This window comes from Pseudomonas sp. LB3P14 (assembly GCF_054898045.1).
This window is the reverse complement of sequence record NZ_CM142714.1, coordinates 618,092-639,060: the sequence shown is the minus strand read 5'-3', so window position 1 is coordinate 639,060 and position 20,969 is coordinate 618,092. Positions and strand designations below refer to the sequence as shown.

Genomic DNA, 20,969 nt, shown 5'->3' with positions numbered 1-20,969 from the left:
AGGCAGCCGCTGTTATTCGTTGATGCGACGGGCCAGGTTGTTGGCGCTGTCGATCAGCACCCGGCGATAGTCGTTGTAGTTGTTCTTGGCATCGGCCCGGGGGGCGACGATGCACAGGGTCGCAATGGCCACGCCGTTGGGGTCTTTGACCGGGGCGGCGAAGCAATGGGTAAAGGTGTCGGCGACACTATCGAAGGAGAAGAAGCCATCGATAGCGGACTGACGAATCTCCTGGAGAAACTGCGCAAGCGGCAGACGCTCGCCGTTGGGCAAGATGAAGTCGTCGTGATCGATCAGGTCGACGATTTCCTGGTCGCTCAGGTGCGTCAGCAGCAGGCGCCCGGAAGCGGTCCAGGGAATCGGCGCGTTCTCGCCGATGTCCGAGGAAATGCGGAAATGCCGCTCGCCCTCTTTCATCAATGCCACGGTGTATTTGCGTCCGTTGAGCAGGCACATCTGCGCGGTTTCATGGGTCTGGCTGACGATCTCCTGCAAGGCGTGATCGGCCTCGCGTGTCAGGTCGAAATGGCGCAAGTGCGCCTGCCCGAGGAAGTACAGCTGACGGCCGAGGTAGACGTGACCGTCCTTGCCCACGACCTCCAGAATCCGTCGGTCCAGCAGGGAGGCAACCAACTCGTAGACCGTGGATTTCGGGCTGCCGATGCCGCTGGCGATTTCGTTCGGGCGCAGGGGCTTGCCGACTTCCTTGAGGAAATCGAGGATATCGAACGCCCGGTCCAGACCGCGAGCCCGGCGTTTGATGGTGTCTTCGGTCATGTCTTCACGTTCCCATTCAAAGTGGCCGGGAGTTTAACGCTAATGATCGTTCCCACGCTCTGCGTGGGAATGCATCCCGTGACGCTCTGCGTCACATCCAACAGCGGAACGCGGAGCGTCCCCGGCGGCATTCCCACGCAGAGCGTGGGAACGATCAGTGCCCAGGTTCAGGCCTTTTTCTTGTATGCGATGCAGTCAATCTCAACCTTGCAATCGACCATCATATTCGCCTGCACACAGGCCCGCGCCGGTGCGTGTTCGCTTTTGAAGTACTCGGAAAACACCTTGTTAAAACTCCAGAAATCCCGCGGATCTTCCAGCCACACGCCGGCGCGCACCACGTCTTCGAGGCCATAACCGGCCTCTTCGAGAATGGCGATCAGGTTCTTCATGGCCTGGTGAGTCTGCTCGACGATGCCGCCCACAACGATTTCGCCATCCAGCGCCGGCACCTGGCCGGACACATGCAGCCAGCCATCGGCTTCAACGGCGCGGGCGAAAGGACGGGGTTGGCCGCCACCGGCGGTGCTGCCAGTGCCGTAACGAGTAATGCTCATGAGTGTTTCTCCTGATTGAAGGTGAAGTTTTTTTGAAAAAAATCAGAACCGCGTGTTCTTGAGAAATTCCGCCAGTCGTGGCGATTGCGGGCGTTCGAAGAGCTCCTTGGGTGGCCCCTGCTCTTCGATCCGCCCCTGATTCATGAAAACAATTTTGTCCGAGACCTCGAACGCAAAACGCATTTCGTGGGTCACCAGCAGCATGGTCATGCCGTCCTCGGCCAGGCCCTTGATCACGCTCAACACTTCGCCGACCAGTTCCGGATCGAGGGCCGAGGTCACTTCGTCGAACAGCATCAGGCTCGGGTTCATCGCGATCGCCCGGGCAATTGCCACACGCTGCTGCTGACCGCCGGACAACTGACCAGGGTAGTGGTCGCGTCGTTCCAGCAAGCCGACCCGTTCCAGCCATTTTTCCGCCAGGGCAACCGCTTCATCCTTGCGCAGCTTTTTGACCTTGAGCAGACCGAGGGTGACGTTCTGCAACGCCGTGAGGTGCGGAAACAGGTTGAACTGCTGGAACGCCATGCCGGTCATGGCCCGATGCCTGGCGATGACTTTTTCCGCGTGACGCACGCGCTTGCCGTTGATCTCGTCATAACCGATGGACTCGCCATCGAGCATGATCTGCCCGCCCTGAAACTCTTCGAGCATGTTCACGCAACGCAGCAGCGTGGTCTTGCCCGAACCGCTGGAACCGATCAGCGTCACGACGTTGCCGCGCTGCATCGTCAGGTCGACGCCCTTGAGCACTTCGAGCGGGCCGTATTGCTTGTGCAGGCCGCGGATGTCCAGCAGGGCCTGAGCGTTTTGAGCGTTGGCGTCTTTTGCATTAGAGAGTTGAGGTTGAGTCATGGCAAGGCCACCCGCTTTTCAATGTGCCGGCCGAGTAATTCGATGGCGTAGTTGATGACGAAAAACAGCAATCCGGCGAACAGGTAAAACTCGAGGGTCATGAAGGTTCGGGCGATGATCTGCTGCGTGCTGAGCAACAACTCAGCCACACCGATCACCGACAACAGCGTCGAAGCCTTGACGATCTCGGTGGACGAGTTGACCCAGGTCGGCAAGATCTGCCGCAGCGCCTGAGGCAACAGCACGTAGCCGAGCGATTGATAAAACGTCAGGCCGATGGCCTTGCTCGCTTCCATCTGACCACTGGGCAGCGCTTGCAACGCACCGCGAACAATCTCGGCGACATGGGAGCCGCAAAACAGCGTCAGCCCCAACGCGCCGGCCTGAAACGCACTGATCTGCCAGCCCAGCGCAGGCGCCATATAAAAGCAGGCGAGCACCAATACAAACACGGGCGTGCCGCGAATCAGGTCGACGTAAAACCGAAAAGGCGCGCGCATCCAGAACTTGCCGTACGTCAGCACCAGACCGGCGACAATACCGACCATCGTGCCCAACAGAATCGCCAGGGCCGAGACCTGCACACTGGTCAGAAAGCCTTGCCACAGGACTTCCCGCGCCACCCATAACTCATGCAACCAACTAGGGGATTCGTACATGTGGCCTCCTATCGGCGAATCGCCAGACGCTGCTCGAGGTAACGCAGCATCATGGCAATGAGGTAACAGGCCGCCACATAGAGCGCAGTGGTCACCAGCCAGGTTTCAATCACCCGGTAGCTCTCGACATTGATCTTGCGCGCGTAATAAGTCAGCTCCGGCACGGCAATCGCCGCGGCCAGCGAGGTGTCCTTGAACAGCGAAATGAAGTTGTTCGACAAGGCCGGCAGTACATTGCGCAGCATCACCGGCACGGTGACGTAGGCCTTGACCTGCCACTCGCCCAGACCGATGGCCAACCCGGCTTCACGTTGCCCCTTGGGAATGCTCAACAACCCGCCGCGAAACACTTCGGTCAGATAAGCCCCGGCATACAGCGACAGCGTGATGATGAACGACGGGATCTTGTCCAGACGGATCCCCAGGCTCGGCAAGGCGAAGTAGATCAACAGAATCAACACCAGAATCGGCGTGTTACGGATCACCGTCACATACACCGACGCCAGCACCCGCAACGCGCGGTGCTTCGACAGCAAAGCAAACGCCATCAGCAGGCCGATCACGCAGCCGATGGCGATCGACACCAGCGCCAGTTCAAGGCCCAGACCGAGCCCCGCCAGCAAGGTGTCGAAATCGCGCCACACGGCAGCAAAGTTCAACTGATAGTTCATGGTCAGCAGTACCTTGAGCGGAGCGATTTATGACCGCCCCGCTCTCACGGGATCATTTGAATTCGACGGGGAAACCGATTGCAGGTGTCGGCAGATCGACGCCGAACCACTGCTTGAACGACGCCGCGTAAGTCGGGAACTCAACGCCGGTCATGCCTTCATGCAAAACGGTGTTGACGAAGTTCAGCCAATCCTGATCGCCGCGTTTGACCGCGCAGGCGTAGGTTTGCGGGCTCCAGGCGTAGGCCGGGCTGCGATAGCGGCCCTGGTTTTGCACCATCAGGTATTTCACCGACGATTGATCGGTGGCAGCGGCGTCTGCGCGGCCGGAGTTCACCGCCTGATACATCAGGTCCACGCTGTCGTATTGATCGACCTTGGCTTTAGGCAAGGCCTGATGCACCAACTCTTCGGCGTACACGTTCTGCAGCACCGCCACGGTCACGCCGTCACCGGCGGCTTTGAGGTCTTCGATTTCCTTGTACTTGCTGTTGGCCGGCAACAGCAGGCCGACACCTTCGCGGTAGTACGGCAGCGTGAACGCCACCTGCTGCGCACGGCTGGCGGTGACGGTAATGAACTGACAGCTCATGTCGACTTTGTCAGTCAGCAAGTTGGGAATCCGCGCATCGGACGACTGCACCACGAACTCGACCTTGCTCGGGTCGTTGAACAACCCTTTGGCCACCATCCGCGCGATATCAATATCAAACCCCTGCAACTTGCCGTCCGCTCCCTGGAAGTGCCACGGCGCATTGGTACTGCCCGTGCCCACGATCAGTTTCCCGCGGGCCAGCACGCTATCGAGCTTGCTGTCCGCCGCCTGGGCCACGCCCATGGCAGCAGCCGAAGCCGCGAGAACAAAAACACACGCTTTAAACAAGGAAGGTCGGCGATGCATGGCAAGCACTCCAGGGTGATGTTTATTCCGTTATACCGGACGTTGGTATGTAACAACGGAATAGACAGCAGAAAGTGTGCCACAGGATGTGGGCGGAATGTTGGGAAGATTGAAAAACCAGGTGAATCAATAAGATGGGCAAAACACCGGAAACTCTGTTACCCAACGCACACGTCGAGCACCGCTACCGTTGGCCACAACGCACGGGTACTTGCACCACATTTGAGGGGGTAGCGATTCAAAATGAAGCAGCACTACCTGTAATTTCTGACAGTAGACTGATCGCGGCTGACTCCTTTACCGTCAACAGGCACTCGATGCACTGTGAAAAAGGAGATTTCAATGAGCTCGAAAATCGCTCGCAAAGCACTGGCCCCTGTCTACCGCAAAGCCCTGAAAACCTGGCGCCCGGTGATCTTGTATTTCGGCAATCAACACTGCCCCGCCTGCGAAATGGCCGGACCGATTTTTCGTCAGATTGGCGAACGATATCGCCATCACGCGAACATCTACATGCTGAATACCAGCGAATCACCCCGCCACCCGGACGTCACCGGCACTCCGACCGTGCTGTTTTACAAGGAGGGGAAGCTGCTGAAGAAGCTCAAGGGAATTGGCACTGAGAAATCCCTGCAGGAACACTTCGCCAGGCACATCGGCAAGGTGAAACCGGCAACGGTGAAGCGTAAACCGGTTCACGATCTGGCGTGGTTGCGCCAGACCCTGCGAAGGTTGCGCACTGTGCCTCGCGCAACCGGGCAGTTGAATCGTCGGGTTTGCTGTTAATCCGTGCCATTTTCAGTGTTTGAAAGATCGCTTTCGCGAGCAGGCTCGCTCCCACAGATGACCGTGTCTGTTTGGGTAACTCGGTCAATTGTGGGAGCGAGCCTGCTCGCGAAGCTTTTGCACTTAGCGATTTTTGACCTGCTCGATATACCTGGACACCGCTGCGGACTTCTCGAACCGACGATAAATCAACGACAACCACGAACTCGCCTCGCAACCTTTGATTGTCCGGTACAACACGCCGGGCAAACCAACACGCCCGACCACCGACTCTGGCACCACCGCCACGCCCTGCCCCAACGATACCAATGCTATGACCGCCACCAGCCCGCCCGGTTGCGCCCCCAGTTTCGGCGCAAATCCACCCTCGGCGGCGACTTGCAAGGTGCCGCTGATTTGTTCCGGCAGGATGAACGTCTCGTTCTGCAAATGTTCCGGGGCAATCTCTGGCAGACGGCACAGCCAGGACTCGGCAGGCACCGCCAGCACAAAACCTTCTGCGTCCAGGCGAATGGCTTCCAGGCCGTCAGGCAGGGTCATGGGTGAACGGACATAGCCAATATCGAAACGCCCCTCGACCACCATCACCGGCAATGACGCCATGGGACTTTCCCGTACGTTCAGGCTGACGTCAGGACACTCGCGACTGAAGGCTTGCACCTGCTTCTGCAGCAAGCCCGAATACACCGCCGACGCCACGTAACCCAGTTCGATATGGCCAATATCCCCGCGCCCGGCACGCTGGGCGTTGTACTGAGCGTATTCGAATTGCCGCACCGTCGCCTCGGCCTCGATCACCAGCGCGGCGCCGGCCTCGGTCAGGCTGACTTCACGTGTCTGGCGCACGAACAATCGCGTGCCGAGTTCGTTCTCCATGTCCTGGATCTGTCGAGTCAAGGTCGGCGGTGCGATACCGAGTTGTTCGGCGGCGCGGGTGAAGTTGCCTTGCCGGGCAACGGCCAGAAAATAGCGGAAATGGCGAATATCCATCGGTGCGTTAGCTCAAAGGTAATGAAGTGACAAGGCGTACCTAACAAGAAAAGTAGCAGCCGGCGATAAGCTGCACTGACTTTTACAGTAGAGAAACGCTGCCATGCCCGTCAAACCCAAGGTAAGCCCGCGACTGACGTTACTCACAGCCTCAGGCGTTTGCTCGCTGATCGTCCTCGACACCAACATCGTCGCCGTGACGCTGCCCACGATCGCTCGGGACCTGGGTGCAAACTTTGCCGACATCGAATGGGTGGTCAGCGCTTACATGCTGGCCTTCGCCGTCCTTTTGTTGCCGGCTGGAAGCATCGCTGACCGTTTCGGTCGGCAGAAAACCTTGTTGTGCGGGTTGGCCATTTTCATCCTCGCGTCCATCGGTTGCGGTGCCGCGCCCAATGCGCTGTTCCTCGACATTGCCCGGGCGATCAAGGGAGTCGGCGCGGCGTTGCTGCTGACCTCGGCCCTCGCCTCCATCGGCCACACGTTTCACGATGAAGTGGAACGGGCCAAGGCTTGGGCCTTCTGGGGCGCGTGCATGGGGGTGGCGATGACCGCCGCGCCGACGGTCGGCGGGCTCATCACCGAATACATGGGCTGGCGCTGGATTTTCTACCTTAACCTGCCCGTCGGATTGTTCCTGATGATGATGGTCTGGCGCGCCGTGCCTGAGTCCCGCGACACCCAATCCGCGCGCTTGGACCCCTGGGGCAGCCTGGCATTCAGTGCGAGTTTGCTGTGCCTGATCTGGGGCCTGATCGAGGCGAACCGGATCGGCTGGAGCAACCCGCTGACCTACGCCCGGCTTATCGGCGGCGCCCTGTTGCTGGGGCTGTTCGTGGTGATTGAACGGATGCAGCAGCGACCGATGGTCGACCTGCAACTGTTCAAGCATCCGCGCTTTATCGGCGCACTACTGGGCATGTTTGCCTATGCCGGGTGCGCCCAGGTGATGATGACCCTGCTGCCGTTCTACCTGCAAAACGGCCTGGGCTTTTCGGCCATCGCTTCAGGTCTGGGGATGTTGCCGTTTGCCCTGACGATGCTGATTTGCCCGCGCATCGGCGTTCGTCTGGCGAGTCGATTTGCCCCAGCCACGTTGATGGCCGCCGGTCTGACCCTGGTCGGCAGCGGCAATCTGCTCAGTGCCTGGGCGGTCAGCAGCGGCGGTTACCTGCCCTTCGCCCTGGCGATTGCCGTGACGGGTGCCGGTGCAGGGCTGCTCAATGGCGATACGCAAAAGAACATCATGGCCTGCGTGCCACGGGAGCGCACGGGCATGGCCTCAGGCATGAGCACCACCATGCGCTTCAGCGCAATCGTGTTGGCCATCGGCGTGTTCGGCGCGTTGCTGTCCAGTCACACCGAGCTGTTGTTGCGCACCAGTTTGCCTGCGCATGGCGCGCAATGGCTCGGCCAAACCCAGGGCATCGCCTCACGGGTGGTGGCGGGCGACATGACGGCGGCGATGAGCCTGTTGCCGGAAACCGCACGAACCGTGGTCGAACCGTTGGCCCGCCAAGCCTTCGTCGGTGGTTTCAGCCTGCTGCTTTGGGTGGCGGGGCTGCTGGCATTGTTGGGGGCGTTGGTGGTGGGCACGCTGATGCGTCATCCGATCCCCGCCCCCTCGGCTGCAGCCATCGGCGCTAAGGCTTGAACGACGCCAATACCCGCTCGGCATTCGCAACGCAACCCATGCCCTCGGGTCGCGCCTGAATATTGTCGATCACCTCCAACAGCTGCGCTTTGCTCTGCGCCAAGTGCAGCTGCATCTCTTCAATCTGTTCGACTTTGCGCTTAAGACCCGCCAGCAATTCGTCTTGCTTGAACTCACCGGTCGCGCTGTCCGGCAACAACTGCTTCAACTCTTCCAGGCTGAACCCGGCTTGTTGGGCGCACCGGATGATCTGCAGGGTTTGCAACACTTGGTCGGGATAATGCCTGTAACCGTTGGCCCGGCGCTCCACCTGACGGATCAAACCCTGAGCCTCGTAAAACCGAATGCGCGACGCGTTCAACCCGCTTATCTGCGCCAATTCACCAATCTTCATCTCAGCCTCATTTGCCTGCTTGACATTAAAGTTAACTTTAAGCTTAGCCTCTACTCATCACTGATGAGGAGTCAAGCATGTCGCCCTTCCAAGCGTTGAATTTGCCCAACGGCCAGACCATCGGCAACCGCATCGCCAAAGCCGCGATGGAAGAGAACCTCGCCGATACCGGGCAGGCGCCCGCGGATGCTCTGTTCCGGTTGTATCAGGCGTGGGCCGAAGGCGAAGCCGGCCTGTTGCTGACCGGTAATGTGATGATCGATCGCCGCGCCATGACCGGCCCCGGTGGCGTGGTACTGGAAGATGAGCGGCACCTTGAACGCTTTCGCCAGTGGGCAACTATTGGCCGGGCCGGTGGCGCGCAGTTCTGGATACAGCTCAATCATCCCGGCCGTCAGACTATGGCCAATCTGGGTCAGCAAGCCTGGGCGCCTTCCACTGTGGCGCTGGACCTGGGTGCGTTCTCGAAGATGTTTGCCGAGCCAAAACCCATGAGCGAGAGCGACATCGAAGAAGTCGTCAAACGCTTCGCGAGCAGCGCTGCACTGGCGGAAAAGGCCGGTTTCACCGGGGTGCAGATTCATGCGGCGCACGGTTATCTGATCAGCCAGTTCCTCTCGCCCTTGACCAACCGACGAACCGACCGCTGGGGTGGCTCGCTGGAAAATCGCGCTCGTTTGTTGTTGGCGGTGATCAGCGCCGTACGCAAGACCGTGTCGCCGACATTTTGCGTGTCGGTGAAGCTCAACTCGGCGGACTTCCAGCGCGGCGGTTTCGATGCCGACGACGCCCGGCAGGTCATCGAGTGGCTCAACGATCTACCCATCGATCTGTTGGAACTCTCCGGTGGCAGCTACGAAGCCCCGGCCATGCAAGGCGAGGCCCGGGATGGTCGGACCCTGGCGCGTGAGGCGTACTTTCTGGAGATGGCTGGGGAATTGGCCGGTGTGGCGAACATGCCGGTGATGGTGACGGGTGGGATTCGACGTCTGGCGATCGTCGAACAAGTACTCGACAGCGGCATCGCCATGACCGGGATCGGAACGGCACTGGCGCTGGAACCTCAACTGGTCAAACGCTGGCGCGAAGGCCAGAACAGTCATCCGCAACTGCCGCCGATTCGCTGGAAGCGCAAACCCCTGGCAGCACTGGCGAGTATGGCCGTCGTGAAGTTCCAGCTCAATCGCCTGAGCCGCGGGCGCAAGCCCCGTCCCGAGGTTTCGGCGATATGGGCGCTAATTCTTGACCGGTTGTACATCGCCCGGCGTACTCGGCAGTACCGGCAGGCGATGAACAGGTCATAGCACTTATCGCCCCGAGAAGCGCACTCTCGAGAGCATGCGCAAATCCCCCGCGCGATAGTAATCATCGGTCCAGCTGTCATCCGCCGCCAACGGATGGACCTGTTTGAGCGCGAGTTTCTTGGCGAAATAGCGAAAGCGGTAATGCTCGTAAAACCGCAGCAGCTCCAGACCATAACGGTCCGCCAGATCGGTATTGCCGCGAATGATCAAGTAGTTCTCGTCATTGCCATTGCTGGCCGCGGCACTGAGGTTATGGCTGCCGCTGATGATCGTCGGTGCATCGCTGGTGAAGTCCGTCACCACAGCTTTGGTGTGCACCAGCAGGTTGCCCTTCTGGCCTTTCATGTTCTCTCTGAGCCAGCCTTCCAGCCCGGTATTGAGCAGCGCGGTGGCGGCGAATTCGGCGGTGCGGTCGGCGTGGAAACCGGTGATGCGGCTGGCGGTGTTTTGCAGGCCGTAACGCAAAATGTCGTCGTGGGGCTGGCCGAGCAAACCGTTCAGGATATCGTCGGGCAAGGCGAACGCGGTGACGAACAATACGTCCTTTTTCGCGGCGTTGATGATCTCGACAAACTCACCCAGATCCCCTTTGCCCGAGCGCGGTGAGAACCCGGCGAACGTCGGTTGCAGCGGATCCATCGGGTTGTTTTGAGTGAGCCAGTTTCGGGTCGCGCCGACATCCGCCGGGTGGGTCCAGACCTGCTCGAAGGTGTGCAGATAGCTGGCGCTGACTTGCGTGTCGTCCAGCACATGCACCACGTTGGCCTGGCGGTAAACACCGTTGGGGGTGAAATTGGTGCTGCCGCAAAGCACCGCTTCGGGCTGCCGTTGCCCCGCTGCGTCGAGCCGGCTCAGCACCATGAACTTGTTGTGGAAGATATTGTGGGTGACTCGCCCGCGCTTGTTCTCTGCCGGGATTTTTTCCAGGCTGGCCTCGTTCATGGCGGTGTCCTCATCACCCGGCTGGGCGTGATACAGCACGCGAACGTTTACCCCACGTTCGAACGCTGCATTGACCGCATCGACGATGGCCTGCAATTCATACTCGTAGATGGCAATGTCCAGCGCCCACTGGCCATCTACCGCACGCGCGATAAACCCCAGCAAACGCCTGAGCAAACCATTTTCCAGCCATTGTCGCGGGACATCCGGCCAGGCTTCGATGGGCAAGTTCTTGTTGGCGCTGATCAACGCGTCGAGTTCGGGAAACTTGCGCTGGAACGCCTGGCTGGCGGCGACCGCACGGTTGAAGATCACGCTTTGGTTATGCGGCAGGCCATTGTCGGAGGTGACCGTCACTTCCAGAAATTCACCCAGTTGCGGCGCATCAACGGTGCCGTAGGCCAGGTGGATTCGGTAATGGATCGTCATCCCCGGATTGACCGCGTAATCGGCCCAGCGAAATTTCTGCAACGGCGCGATATCGCTGGGGGTGGCGTGAAATCGGGGAAACGTATGCACCTTGCCGGGGAAGGTCAGGCTGTTGAACAGGAACAGCCAGGGCTTGGGGCCTTGCTGTTTTTCGATGGCAAAACCCAAGAGGCCTTTGCGGCGGGGTTCGGCCAGGTCCATGGCCAACAACACGCCATTGGTGCCGGCGTAGGCCTTGACGCGGAAATCATCCTGAAGGTTGGCGGCTAGAACGCGCATGACTCACTCCTGTGATCTTTTCGGCTCACTTCATATCATCGATATGTCGATATTCGGCCTGCAACTCGGTAGCCATCACCTTAGCCCGTCCAAGCCGAATCGGCCCGCGTTCGATGTCGATCAACAGCCCCGGACAATCAAGCGTCGGCAACGTCGACCAGTCCTTCAATCGGCCATCGGTGACCAACAACACTCGCTGCTGCTCCGCCGGAAAACGCCTCTGCCGCGCAGCCAGCCATCGCCCCGCCTCAGCCATCGCCGCCAGTAACGGTGTGCCACCGCCCGCTCCCAGGCCATCAAGCCAGTTGCGCAAACCGGCGGAGGCTTTCAACCCTTGCACTTGCCATTTCGGTAGATTGCCACTGGCCGTCAGCAACGCCAGGCGCGCACGCTGGCGATAGGCGTCGTCGAACAGCTGCGCCAGCAGGCCCTTGGCATCGCTCAATGCCTGATGGCGGCGAGTCGAGGCCGAGGCGTCGACGATCACCAGCCACAGTTCGTGGGGCGAACGGGTGCGCAGGTGAAACAAGACATCGTCGCGCTGACGCGGGCGGCCGTTCAGCAACGTACCGGGCCAATTGATCGAGCCGCTACGCGCCGCGTGACGTTTACCCTGTTTGCCGTTATCCAGCCGTCCGGCGCGGGGTCTGGCATTCGCCCCCGCGTCAGATCGAGGGCGAATGCCTAGGGCTTTTTTGGCCAGCTCGGTACGTCACGTCGTGCGCCGACCGGTAACGCCTGGGCGGGCATTTCCCCCCATTGACCCTGGCCTTCGCTCGGGTTGGCATTTTGGGTCGAGGGCGGCTGACTGTGTTGCGGCGCCGGCGGCGACTGCTCGCGGCGGCGATGGCGCAAGGCAAATTCGGCGACGGCGTCGATATCTTCCTCGGCGATTGCGCTCGCCCCGCGCCACGCTGCATGGGCACGCGCCGCGCGCAACCAGACCAGGTCGGCCCGCAAGCCATCGACGCCGGCGGCAAAGCAGCGCTCGGTGATCTGCGCCAGCGCGTGATCGTCGAGAGGGACACTTGCCAGCGCGCTGCGCGCTTTCTGGCAACGTTCACGCAGAGACTGCTGTTGGCTTTCCCATTCAGCGCAGAAGCTGTAGGGATCGCTGTCGAAATTCAGCCGACGGCGGATGATCTGACCACGTTCGGCCGGTGCGGTGTGGCCGCTGAGGGCGACGTTCAGGCCAAAGCGGTCGAGCAATTGCGGACGCAGCTCACCCTCTTCCGGGTTCATGGTGCCGATCAGCACGAACTTCGCTGAATGGCGATGGGAAATGCCGTCACGTTCGATCAGATTGGTGCCGCTGGCGGCCACATCCAGCAGCAGGTCCACCAGGTGATCGGGCAATAAATTGACCTCATCAACGTAGAGCACGCCGCCGTCAGCCTTGGCCAGCACACCGGGGGAAAACTGTGCGCGCCCCTCGCTCAGGGCGGCGTCCAGGTCGAGCGTGCCCACCAACCGTTCTTCGGTGGCGCCCAACGGCAATGTCACGAATTGGCCGCTGGCCAGCAGATCCGCCAGACCTCGGGCCAGCGTTGACTTGGCCATGCCGCGGGGGCCTTCGATGAGTACGCCGCCGATTTTTGGGTCGATGGCGGTCAGGTAGAGGGCGAGTTTCAGATCGTCAGCGCCGACCACGGCGGAGAGAGGGAAATGGGGGGTGTCGGTCATCTTTAATACTCGGTCATGGTCGGTAGCAGGCACACCTTGTACCTGTGGGAGCGTGGCTTGCCCGCGAAGGCGTCCGGTCAGTCGATATCAATGTTGAATGTGAGTGACTCTTCGCGGGCAAGCCACGCTCCCACAGGGTTTAGCGGTGCCGCAGAGTCAGCTGTCTTCTTCTATGTCCAACAACAAATTCTCCAGCGCCTCCCGATACTCGCCCGGCTCCTTCCACATCCCCCGCTGCTGCGCCTCCAGCATCCGCTCAGTCATGTCACGCAACGCATGCGGATTGTGCTCACGAACAAAATCCCGGGTCGCCGGGTCCAGCAAATAGGCATCGGCCAGCAACGCATACTGGTGATCGTCGATCAGCTGCGTAGTGGCGTCGAACGCAAACAGATTATCAACCGTCGCCGCCAGTTCAAACGCGCCTTTATAGCCGTGGCGCTTCACGCCGTCGATCCACTTCGGATTGGCTGCCCGGGAGCGGATCACCCGGTTCAGCTCTTCCTTCAACGTGCGGATCTTCGGCAAGTCCGGCTGACTGTGATCGCCATGGTAACTGGCCGCTGCTTCACCACTGAGGCTTTCCACGGCCGCGAGCATGCCGCCCTGGAACTGGTAATAGTCGTTGGAGTCGAGCAAGTCGTGCTCACGGTTGTCCTGGTTTTGCAGCACGGCTTGCACTTGGCTCAGGCGCTGAGCGAACTGCTCTCGCGCCGCGGTGCCTTCGTCAGAACCGCCGTAAGCGTAGCCGCCCCAGTTCAGATAAACCTCGGCCAAGTCATCGCGGCTTTGCCACAGACGACCCTCGATGGCGCCCTGCACGCCCGCGCCGTAAGCACCCGGTTTGGCGCCAAAGATGCGCCAACCGGCCTGACGCCTGGCCGCGTCTTCATCCAACCCCGATTGCATCAACGCTTCGTGCTCGGCACGCACCTTGGCGGCCAGGGGGTTGAGGTCGTCCGACTCGTCGAGGGCGGCGACCGCTTGCACGGCGGCGTCGAACAGGCGGATCAAGTTGGCAAAGGCATCGCGAAAGAATCCGGACACGCGCAAGGTCACGTCCACACGCGGCCGGTCCAGCAGACTCAGCGGCAGAATTTCGAAGTCGTCGACCCGCTGACTGCCCGTGGCCCAGACCGGGCGCACGCCCATTAGCGCCATGGCCTGAGCGATGTCATCGCCGCCGGTGCGCATGGTCGCGGTGCCCCACACCGACAGGCCGAGTTGGCGCAGATGATCGCCGTGGTCTTGCAGGTGTCGTTCAAGAATCAGGTTGGCCGACTGGAAACCGATGCGCCACGCGGTGGTGGTCGGCAGGTTACGCACGTCCACCGAATAGAAGTTGCGCCCGGTCGGCAGCACGTCGAGTCGACCGCGACTCGGCGCACCGCTGGGGCCGGCCGGCACGAAGCGACCACTTAGCGCGTCGAGCAGACCGCGCATTTCCGCCGGACCGCAGGCGTCCAGCCGTGGAGCGACGACTTCACGCAGGCTGTCGATGATGGCTTTCACCTCTGACCAGCCTGATTCGTTCAGCAGCTCAACTTCAGTGCTCAATGCCTGCTCGATCAGCTGTGTGGCGAACAGCTCCAGACGTTCGCGGGTATCACCTGCTGTGCGCCAGACTTCGTCGGTGAGGGTTTGCAGTTCAATCGGACGCGGCCCGGTCCAAGGTTCGGCGAGCGCACAATCCAGCGGATCGAAGCCCAACGCGAACGCCTTGGCCAGCGCCCGCAGCAGACTCGACTGGGCGCCACGCCCATCTCCCCGCGGGATACGCAACAACGCCAGCAAGGTGTCGATGCGCAAACGCCCGGTCGGCGACTCGCCGAACACATGCAAACCATCGCGGATCTGCGACTCTTTCAAGTCGCACAAATACGTGTCCAGACGCGGCAACCAGATCGCCGCATCGGCATCACTGTCGAGTTTTTCGTCCAGTTGCAGTTCGCGATCGATGTGCGTCTCGCGCACCAGTTGCAGGATGTCGCGCTGCAATTCCCGGGCACGGCGCGGATCGAGCAATTGCGCTTCGTAATACTCGTCGGCGAGTAATTCGAGGTTGCGTAACGGGCCGTAAGTTTCGGCGCGGGTCAGCGGCGGCATCAGGTGATCGATGATCACCGCCTGCGTACGACGCTTGGCCTGGGCGCCCTCGCCCGGATCGTTGACGATGAACGGATAGATGTTCGGCAACGGCCCGAGCAGCGCATCCGGCCAGCAATTTTCCGACAGCCCGACGCCCTTGCCCGGCAGCCATTCGAGGTTGCCGTGCTTGCCGACGTGGATCACGCCGTGGGCGCCGTAGGTGTTACGCAACCAGAAGTAGAAGGCCAGATAACCGTGAGGCGGCACCAGGTCCGGGTCGTGATACACCGCGCTCGGATCAACCTGATAACCCCGCGCCGGTTGAATGCCGACGAAGGTCAGGCCAAAACGCAGCCCGGCGATCATCATTCGCCCGCCACGGAACATCGGATCGCTTTGCGGCGTGCCCCAGCGTTCCAGTACGGCCTGGCGGTTGGATTCGGGCAAGGCGTTGAACATCAGCAGGTAGTCGTCCATCGACAGGCTTTGCTGACATGGACGCTGGTCAAGGGTGTCGAGGTCGTTGCTGACACCACCGAGCAATTGCTGGATCAACGCGGTGCCAGTGTCCGGCAACTCCGCCGGTAGTGGATAACCTTCGGTATGCAGCGCACGGAGGATATTCAGCGCGGCGGCCGGGGTGTCGAGGCCCACGCCGTTGCCGATGCGCCCATCACGAGTCGGGTAGTTGGCGAGGATCAGGGCGATGCGTTTCTCGCCATTGGGCACGCGCGCCAGATCGATCCAGCGCCGCGCCAGTTCGGCGACAAAATCCATGCGTTCAGGTTGCGGTCGGTAGCAGACCACGTCCGACTGGCTGCGCTCACTGCGCCAAGCCAGGTCCTTGAAGCTGATCGGCCGGCTGATGATTCGGCCATCCAGTTCCGGCAGCGCGATGTGCATCGCCAAATCGCGTGGACCGAGCCCCTGTTCACTGGCGCGCCAACCGGGCTCGTTGTCCTGGGCGCAAATCGCCTGAATGACCGGGATGTTGCGACGAAACGGTCGCAGGTGCGGCGCTTCGGGGCTGGATTGAGCGAAGCCGGTGGTGTTGAGAATCACGCCGGCTTCGACTTCATCCAACCAGTCCTCGACCGCCGTCAGGCAGCCGGGCTCTTTCAAACTGGCCAGCGCAATCGGCAACGGGTTCAACCCCGCGGCCTGTAAACGCTGGCAGAAAACATCTATGAAACCGGTGTTCGCCGCCTGCAAATGCGAACGGTAAAACAGCACCGCCGCGACCGGTTGATCAGCCTGCCAGTCGGCTTGCCAATCGTGAAGGTCTGCGGGGCTTTTTTGCGGATGGTAGATCGCCGTGCGTGGCAGGGTTTGCGGCTCGGCCCAGGCGTAGTCGCGATCCAGCCAACGATTGGCGAGGCAGCGGAAAAAATCCAGGGCATTGCTCATGCCGCCCTGACGCAAAAACTGCCAAAGCCGATCGCGGTCGCAGGCAGCCACCGTGCTCAGGTCGCTGAGTTCCGGGTCCGGGCGGTCATCGCCGGGCACCAGAATCAGCTGCACGCCGCGCTGGGACAACTCCACCAAACGCTCCACGCCATAACGCCAATAGGCGATGCCGCCGTGCAGCGAGATCAGAATCACCTTGGCGTGGCGCAGCACTTGGTCGACATACAGGTCAACCGACGCGTGATTCTGCACCTGCATCGGGTTGGCCAGGCGCACGCTCGGGTAATCGTCGGGCAACTGCTGTGCGGCTTCGGCGAGCAGCGCGAGGCTGGAGTCGCCGCTGCACAGGATCACCAGCTCGGCAGGGGTTTGTCCAAGGTCGGCAATGTTGTCATCCGACACGAAACCGCCGGGCTGGGTCCTGAGCAGGTGCATGGCTTAAACGCTGAGCGCAGCGCGCAATTGCGTTTCGATTAGAATTGCGTCCAGTTCCTGGCCGATCAATACCAGGCGCGTGGTGCGCGCTTCGTCGGCGCCCCACTGACGGTCGAAATGCTTGTCGAAACGAGTGCCCACGCCCTGGATCAACAGGCGCATCGGTTTGTTCGGAATCGCCGCAAAGCCTTTGACGCGCAAGATGCCGTGTTGAACCACCAGTTGCGTCAGCGCGTCCAACAGCAGGCTTTCGTCGGCTTGCGGCAGTTCGATGGAGATCGAATCGAAAGCATCGTGATCGTGATCGTCTTCACCTTCATGGTGGTGATCGTGATGGCTGTGACGGCCGTCGATGTGTTCTTCGGAACCGGCACCGAGGCCGATCAGCACGTCCAGTGGCAGGCGACCGCTGCTGGCTTCGATGACTTTCACCGCGGGCGGCAATTCTTCGGCGACTTCCAGGCGCACACGGGCCAGGTCTTCGGGGCTGATCAGGTCGGCCTTGTTGAGGATCACCAGGTCGGCGCTGGCCAGTTGGTCGGCGAACAGCTCGTGCAGCGGCGATTCGTGGTCCAGGTTCGGGTCGAGTTTGCGCTGGGCATCGACCTGGTCCGGGAAAGCAGCGAAGGTGCCGGCGGCGACCGCTGGGCTGTCGACCACGGTGATGACCGCGTCAACAGTGCAGGCGCTGCGGATTTCCGGCCACTGGAAAGCTTGCACCAGCGGTTTTGGCAGGGCCAGACCAGAGGTTTCGATGAGGATGTGGTCGAGGTCGCCGCGACGGGCGACCAATTCGCGCATCACCGGGAAGAACTCTTCTTGAACGGTGCAGCACAGGCAGCCGTTGGCCAATTCATAAACGCGACCGTTGGCTTCTTCTTCCGTGCAGCCGATGGAGCACTGCTTGAGGATTTCGCCGTCGATGCCCAGCTCGCCGAACTCGTTGACGATCACCGCGATGCGGCGGCCCTGAGCGTTGTCGAGCATGTGCCGCAGCAACGTGGTTTTGCCCGAGCCGAGGAAGCCGGTAACGATGGTGACGGGGAGTTTGGCCAGTGTTTTCATCGGATGCCCTTTGGCAAGGTGGCGGGCATACGGGACGACGACCGGCAACGCGGACGCGCGTGCCTGAAGAGTTCGCCACCGGATCACCCCGCCCGGTTGAAAGTGAGAATCTGTGTCGAGGCAGGTCTCCTGGCTGACGGCTTGCCAGTCGTTCGACTGACGTTGGCTGCGCCTTCCCGCGGGCCCGATGGACAGGGCTTGCAGTGGCGTGGCAGCTAACAGAACCGTTCACAGTTGCGGGGGCAGCCGCGGCATCGACCGCGTTCCCTTCTTAGCTTCGGCAGACGCCGAAGAACCTCGAAAGCGCAAGGCTACGCATGGTGTGGGGGCGGGTCAATGTCTTGTGGCGCCCTCACCGGCCCCTTCGCGGGCAAGTCGGGTCGCCGCATCGCTCGCTCCTACAAAGAACGCCGCCGTCCTGTAGGAGCGAGGCTTGCCCGCGAAGAATTCACCTCGGTGTCGAGTTGAGAACCCTTGCCAATTGACGCCCAACCCCCGCCCATGCTCTCCTACACGCCTTGTTACGGGTGCCCTTCACAGGGTGAAACGGGAAACCGGTGAATCATGTGCTTTACTCTAAGGCCATGTCAGTCCGGTGCTGCCCCCGCAACGGTAAGCGAGCGAAGCGTCAGATCCACTGTGCCAGCAGTTCGGCATGGGAAGGTGATGCTTGCAGGTCAAGGCGAAAGCCAGCGCCCCTCGTGAGCCCGGAGACCGGCCCGCAACACAAAGTGACCATTACGATCACTGAATAACAAACCCGCGGTGGGCGGGCGCTGTTTGAACCTCTGCGCGCCCGACTCGCAGGGGTCTTCCATGCGCTCCATTCACCCGCTGACAGACCAGAGGGAAGCGCCATGTCGATCATCAGCAGTACCGGCAGCAACACCGATAAGAGCACCGCCAGCACCACCACGACCCTGACTCAACGCCTGACCGCCGCCGTGTGTGCGTCGATCCTTGGCGCTAGCCTTGTTTATTTCGCTGGTTTCTCGCACATCGAAGCGGTGCACAATGCCGCGCACGATACCCGCCACAGCTCTGCATTCCCGTGCCATTGAGACCTGCTGACATGATCAAGCGTATTGCGCAAACCGCAGGGTTCACCGGGCTGCTGGCCGCCCTGCTGCTGACCCTGCTGCAAAGCTTCTGGGTCGCTCCGCTGATTTTGCAGGCCGAAACCTACGAAAAATCCGAGCCGGCCGCTGTTGAAGTCCACGAACACGCCGGTGCTGTCGCCGCTCACACCCACGACGCCGAAGCCTGGGAACCGGAAGACGGCTGGCAGCGCGTGCTGTCGACCACGGGCGGCAACCTGGTGGTAGCGGTCGGTTTCGCCCTGATGCTCGCCGGTCTTTACACCTTGCGCGCACCGACTCGTACTTCCCAAGGCCTGCTCTGGGGCCTGGCCGGTTATGCGACGTTCGTGCTGGCACCCACCCTCGGTCTGCCGCCTGAGCTGCCGGGCACTGCCGCTGCTGATTTGGCGCAACGGCAGATCTGGTGGATCGGCACTGCCGCCTCCACTGCGGTCGGCATCGCATTGATCGTGTTCAGCCGCCACTGGCTGATGAAAGTGCTCGGCGTGGCCATTCTGGCCGTTCCTCACGTGATCGGCGCACCACAACCGGAAGTCCACTCGATGCTGGCTCCAGAAGCCCTGGAAGCTCAGTTCAAAATCGCTTCGCAGCTGACCAACGTCGCGTTCTGGCTGGCCCTGGGCCTGATCAGTGCCTGGTTGTTCCGCCGCAAAAGCGATGGTCAATACCACGCATGACTGACACCCGCGCAGCGCCGACCCTGGTGGTCGGCCTGGGCTGCCAGCGCGGCTGCCCCGTCAGCACGCTGCGGGCGCTGCTCGATCAGGCGTTACAGGCTCATAAAATCGAACTTCACCAGATCAAGGCGCTGGCCAGCATCGACCTGAAGCGCGAAGAACCTGGTTTGATCGAATTGGCCGAACAACTAGCGCTGCCCCTGAAGTATTTCAGCAGTGAACAATTGAAAGGTTACAAACCGCAACTCAGCCACCACTCGGACATCGCGTTCGAACGCACCGGCTGCTACGGCGTCGCGGAAAGTGCCGCCCTGGCCATGGCCGAACAGTTGGCCCAGGCACCAGCAAAATTGCTGATTTCACGACAAAAATATGCCCAGGCCACCTTGGCATTAGCCTGCGCCGCCTGAAATCCCCGATAATCTCACTCTTCGATCATGAGCAATCTTCATCTGAAGCCTTGCCCTGCCCCTTTTTCTCACAGGAACCGACGATGACCGTCTACTTCATTGGCGCAGGTCCCGGCGACCCGGAACTGATCACCGTCAAAGGCCAACGGCTGATTCGCAGCTGCCCGGTGATCATCTACGCCGGCTCCCTGGTGCCCGCCGCCGTGCTGGAAGGCCATCGCGCCGAACACGTGGTCAACAGCGCCGAACTGCACCTGGAACAGATCATCGAGCTGATCAAGACTGCCCATGCCAATGGCCAGGACGTGGCCCGGGTGCACTCCGGCGATCCGAGTCTTTACGGTGCCATTGGCGAGCAGATTCGCTACCTGCGCGAACTCGACATCCCTTTTGAAATTATTCCCGGCGTCACAGCCACGGCGGCCTGCGCGGCACTGCTGGGCGCCGAACTGACATTACCCGATGTGTCGCAAAGCGTGATCCTGACCCGCTACGCCGACAAGACCGCTATGCCCGCCGGCGAAGAGCTGGGCAGCCTGGCGCAGCATGGGGCGACCATGGCGATTCATCTAGGGGTCAATCATCTGGAGAAAATCCTGGTTGAATTGCTGCCGCACTACGGCGCGGACTGCCCGATCGCGGTGATTCACCGAGCGACCTGGCCGGATCAGGATTGGGTGGTGGGGACGCTTGAAGACATTGCCGCGAAGGTTGAAGCCAAGGGGTTTCGGCGCACGGCGTTGATTCTGGTGGGCAGAGTGTTGGGCAGTGATCACTTCAGTGAGTCGTCGCTGTATCGCGCTGGGCATGCGCATCTCTTCCGACCCTGATCGTTCCCACGCGGACGGTTCGACGCCTCGACGTGGGAACGATCAAAAAAAACGGCACTCACGGGTGCCGTTTTTT

The 20,969-nt window shown here is 61.0% G+C and carries 20 protein-coding genes and 2 riboswitches; of the genes, 7 read left to right on the top strand and 13 right to left on the bottom strand.

All coding sequences use genetic code 11. The features are described from left to right. Positions 1-12: 12 nt before the first annotated feature. The 6 genes from ACYZT5_RS02995 to ACYZT5_RS02970 form a co-directional block, all read right to left on the bottom strand. Entirely contained in the window at positions 13-777 is a 765-nt protein-coding gene (locus tag ACYZT5_RS02995) for an IclR family transcriptional regulator (protein ID WP_462049718.1), read from the bottom strand. A 167-nt stretch (positions 778-944) separates the two neighbouring features. Continuing rightward, entirely contained in the window at positions 945-1,334 is a 390-nt protein-coding gene (locus tag ACYZT5_RS02990; protein ID WP_462049717.1) for a RidA family protein, read from the bottom strand. A gap of 42 nt (positions 1,335-1,376) precedes the next feature. Continuing rightward, complete coding sequence (locus ACYZT5_RS02985) at positions 1,377-2,189, bottom strand: amino acid ABC transporter ATP-binding protein (RefSeq protein WP_462049716.1); 813 nt, start codon at positions 2,187-2,189, stop codon at positions 1,377-1,379. Continuing rightward, on the bottom strand, positions 2,186-2,848 hold the full coding sequence (locus ACYZT5_RS02980) for an amino acid ABC transporter permease (RefSeq protein WP_462049715.1): 663 nt from the start codon (positions 2,846-2,848) through the stop codon (positions 2,186-2,188). Before ACYZT5_RS02980 ends, ACYZT5_RS02985 begins: the two co-directional genes overlap by 4 nt. Positions 2,849-2,856: 8 nt before the next feature. After that, entirely contained in the window at positions 2,857-3,519 is a 663-nt protein-coding gene (locus ACYZT5_RS02975; RefSeq protein WP_007941741.1) for an amino acid ABC transporter permease, read from the bottom strand. 52 nt (positions 3,520-3,571) lie between these two features. Then, positions 3,572-4,420 carry a transporter substrate-binding domain-containing protein gene (locus tag ACYZT5_RS02970; RefSeq protein WP_462049714.1) on the bottom strand — a complete coding sequence of 283 codons (849 nt, stop codon included), beginning with the start codon at positions 4,418-4,420 and terminating at the stop codon, positions 3,572-3,574. Positions 4,421-4,762: 342 nt separating this feature from the next. Between ACYZT5_RS02970 and ACYZT5_RS02965 the strand changes: the two genes are divergently transcribed. After that, entirely contained in the window at positions 4,763-5,206 is a 444-nt protein-coding gene (locus ACYZT5_RS02965; protein ID WP_462049713.1) for a thioredoxin family protein, read from the top strand. Positions 5,207-5,329: 123 nt separating this feature from the next. On the opposite strand, the gene ACYZT5_RS02960 is transcribed toward ACYZT5_RS02965, so the two are convergent. Continuing rightward, positions 5,330-6,196 carry a LysR family transcriptional regulator gene (locus tag ACYZT5_RS02960; protein ID WP_462049712.1) on the bottom strand — a complete coding sequence of 289 codons (867 nt, stop codon included), beginning with the start codon at positions 6,194-6,196 and terminating at the stop codon, positions 5,330-5,332. A 103-nt stretch (positions 6,197-6,299) separates the two neighbouring features. On the opposite strand from ACYZT5_RS02960, the gene ACYZT5_RS02955 reads away from it, so the two are divergent. Then, positions 6,300-7,850 (top strand): MFS transporter, encoded by a 1,551-nt coding sequence (locus ACYZT5_RS02955; protein ID WP_462049711.1) that lies wholly within the window; start codon positions 6,300-6,302, stop codon positions 7,848-7,850. On the opposite strand, the gene ACYZT5_RS02950 is transcribed toward ACYZT5_RS02955, so the two are convergent. After that, entirely contained in the window at positions 7,840-8,244 is a 405-nt protein-coding gene (locus ACYZT5_RS02950; RefSeq protein ID WP_462049710.1) for a MerR family transcriptional regulator, read from the bottom strand. The two genes, ACYZT5_RS02955 and ACYZT5_RS02950, sit on opposite strands and share 11 nt — an antisense overlap. Positions 8,245-8,321: 77 nt before the next feature. On the opposite strand from ACYZT5_RS02950, the gene ACYZT5_RS02945 reads away from it, so the two are divergent. After that, complete coding sequence (locus ACYZT5_RS02945; protein ID WP_462049709.1) at positions 8,322-9,548, top strand: NADH:flavin oxidoreductase/NADH oxidase family protein; 1,227 nt, start codon at positions 8,322-8,324, stop codon at positions 9,546-9,548. A 3-nt stretch (positions 9,549-9,551) separates the two neighbouring features. Here ACYZT5_RS02945 and ACYZT5_RS02940 read toward each other — a convergent pair whose 3' ends face one another. The 5 genes from ACYZT5_RS02940 to cobW all read right to left on the bottom strand — a co-directional run bounded on the left by ACYZT5_RS02940 (position 9,552) and on the right by cobW (position 17,876). Beyond that, the gene (locus ACYZT5_RS02940; protein WP_462049708.1) at positions 9,552-11,198 is read right to left on the bottom strand and encodes a phospholipase D-like domain-containing protein; all 1,647 of its coding nucleotides are present in this window, start codon (positions 11,196-11,198) and stop codon (positions 9,552-9,554) included. Positions 11,199-11,223: 25 nt separating this feature from the next. Beyond that, on the bottom strand, positions 11,224-11,763 hold the full coding sequence (locus ACYZT5_RS02935; protein WP_462049707.1) for a vWA domain-containing protein: 540 nt from the start codon (positions 11,761-11,763) through the stop codon (positions 11,224-11,226). Between the two features lie 119 nt (positions 11,764-11,882). Then, on the bottom strand, positions 11,883-12,881 hold the full coding sequence (locus ACYZT5_RS02930) for an ATP-binding protein (RefSeq protein ID WP_462049706.1): 999 nt from the start codon (positions 12,879-12,881) through the stop codon (positions 11,883-11,885). A 156-nt stretch (positions 12,882-13,037) separates the two neighbouring features. Further along, a complete protein-coding gene (gene cobN, locus ACYZT5_RS02925; protein WP_462049705.1) occupies positions 13,038-16,811 on the bottom strand; it encodes a cobaltochelatase subunit CobN in 3,774 nt (1,257 codons plus the stop codon). Positions 16,812-16,814: 3 nt separating this feature from the next. Then, positions 16,815-17,876, bottom strand: coding sequence for a cobalamin biosynthesis protein CobW (gene cobW / locus ACYZT5_RS02920; RefSeq protein ID WP_462049704.1), 1,062 nt, complete (start codon positions 17,874-17,876; stop codon positions 16,815-16,817). A 102-nt stretch (positions 17,877-17,978) separates the two neighbouring features. After that, a riboswitch (cobalamin riboswitch) is annotated at positions 17,979-18,191 on the bottom strand. Between the two features lie 193 nt (positions 18,192-18,384). Further along, positions 18,385-18,613, top strand: a riboswitch (cobalamin riboswitch). Between the two features lie 120 nt (positions 18,614-18,733). Here cobW and ACYZT5_RS02915 point away from each other — a divergent pair. The 4 genes from ACYZT5_RS02915 (at position 18,734) to cobM (ending at position 20,893) form a co-directional block, all read left to right on the top strand. After that, positions 18,734-18,937 (top strand): CbtB domain-containing protein, encoded by a 204-nt coding sequence (locus ACYZT5_RS02915; RefSeq protein WP_223513157.1) that lies wholly within the window; start codon positions 18,734-18,736, stop codon positions 18,935-18,937. Between the two features lie 11 nt (positions 18,938-18,948). Next, positions 18,949-19,653 carry a CbtA family protein gene (locus ACYZT5_RS02910; protein ID WP_462049703.1) on the top strand — a complete coding sequence of 235 codons (705 nt, stop codon included), beginning with the start codon at positions 18,949-18,951 and terminating at the stop codon, positions 19,651-19,653. Continuing rightward, the gene (locus ACYZT5_RS02905) at positions 19,650-20,063 is read left to right on the top strand and encodes a cobalamin biosynthesis protein (RefSeq protein ID WP_462049702.1); all 414 of its coding nucleotides are present in this window, start codon (positions 19,650-19,652) and stop codon (positions 20,061-20,063) included. Before ACYZT5_RS02910 ends, ACYZT5_RS02905 begins: the two co-directional genes overlap by 4 nt. A gap of 83 nt (positions 20,064-20,146) precedes the next feature. Further along, positions 20,147-20,893, top strand: a complete 747-nt coding sequence (gene cobM / locus ACYZT5_RS02900) for a precorrin-4 C(11)-methyltransferase (RefSeq protein ID WP_462049701.1) — start codon at positions 20,147-20,149, stop codon at positions 20,891-20,893. The last annotated feature ends 76 nt before the right edge of the window (positions 20,894-20,969 follow it).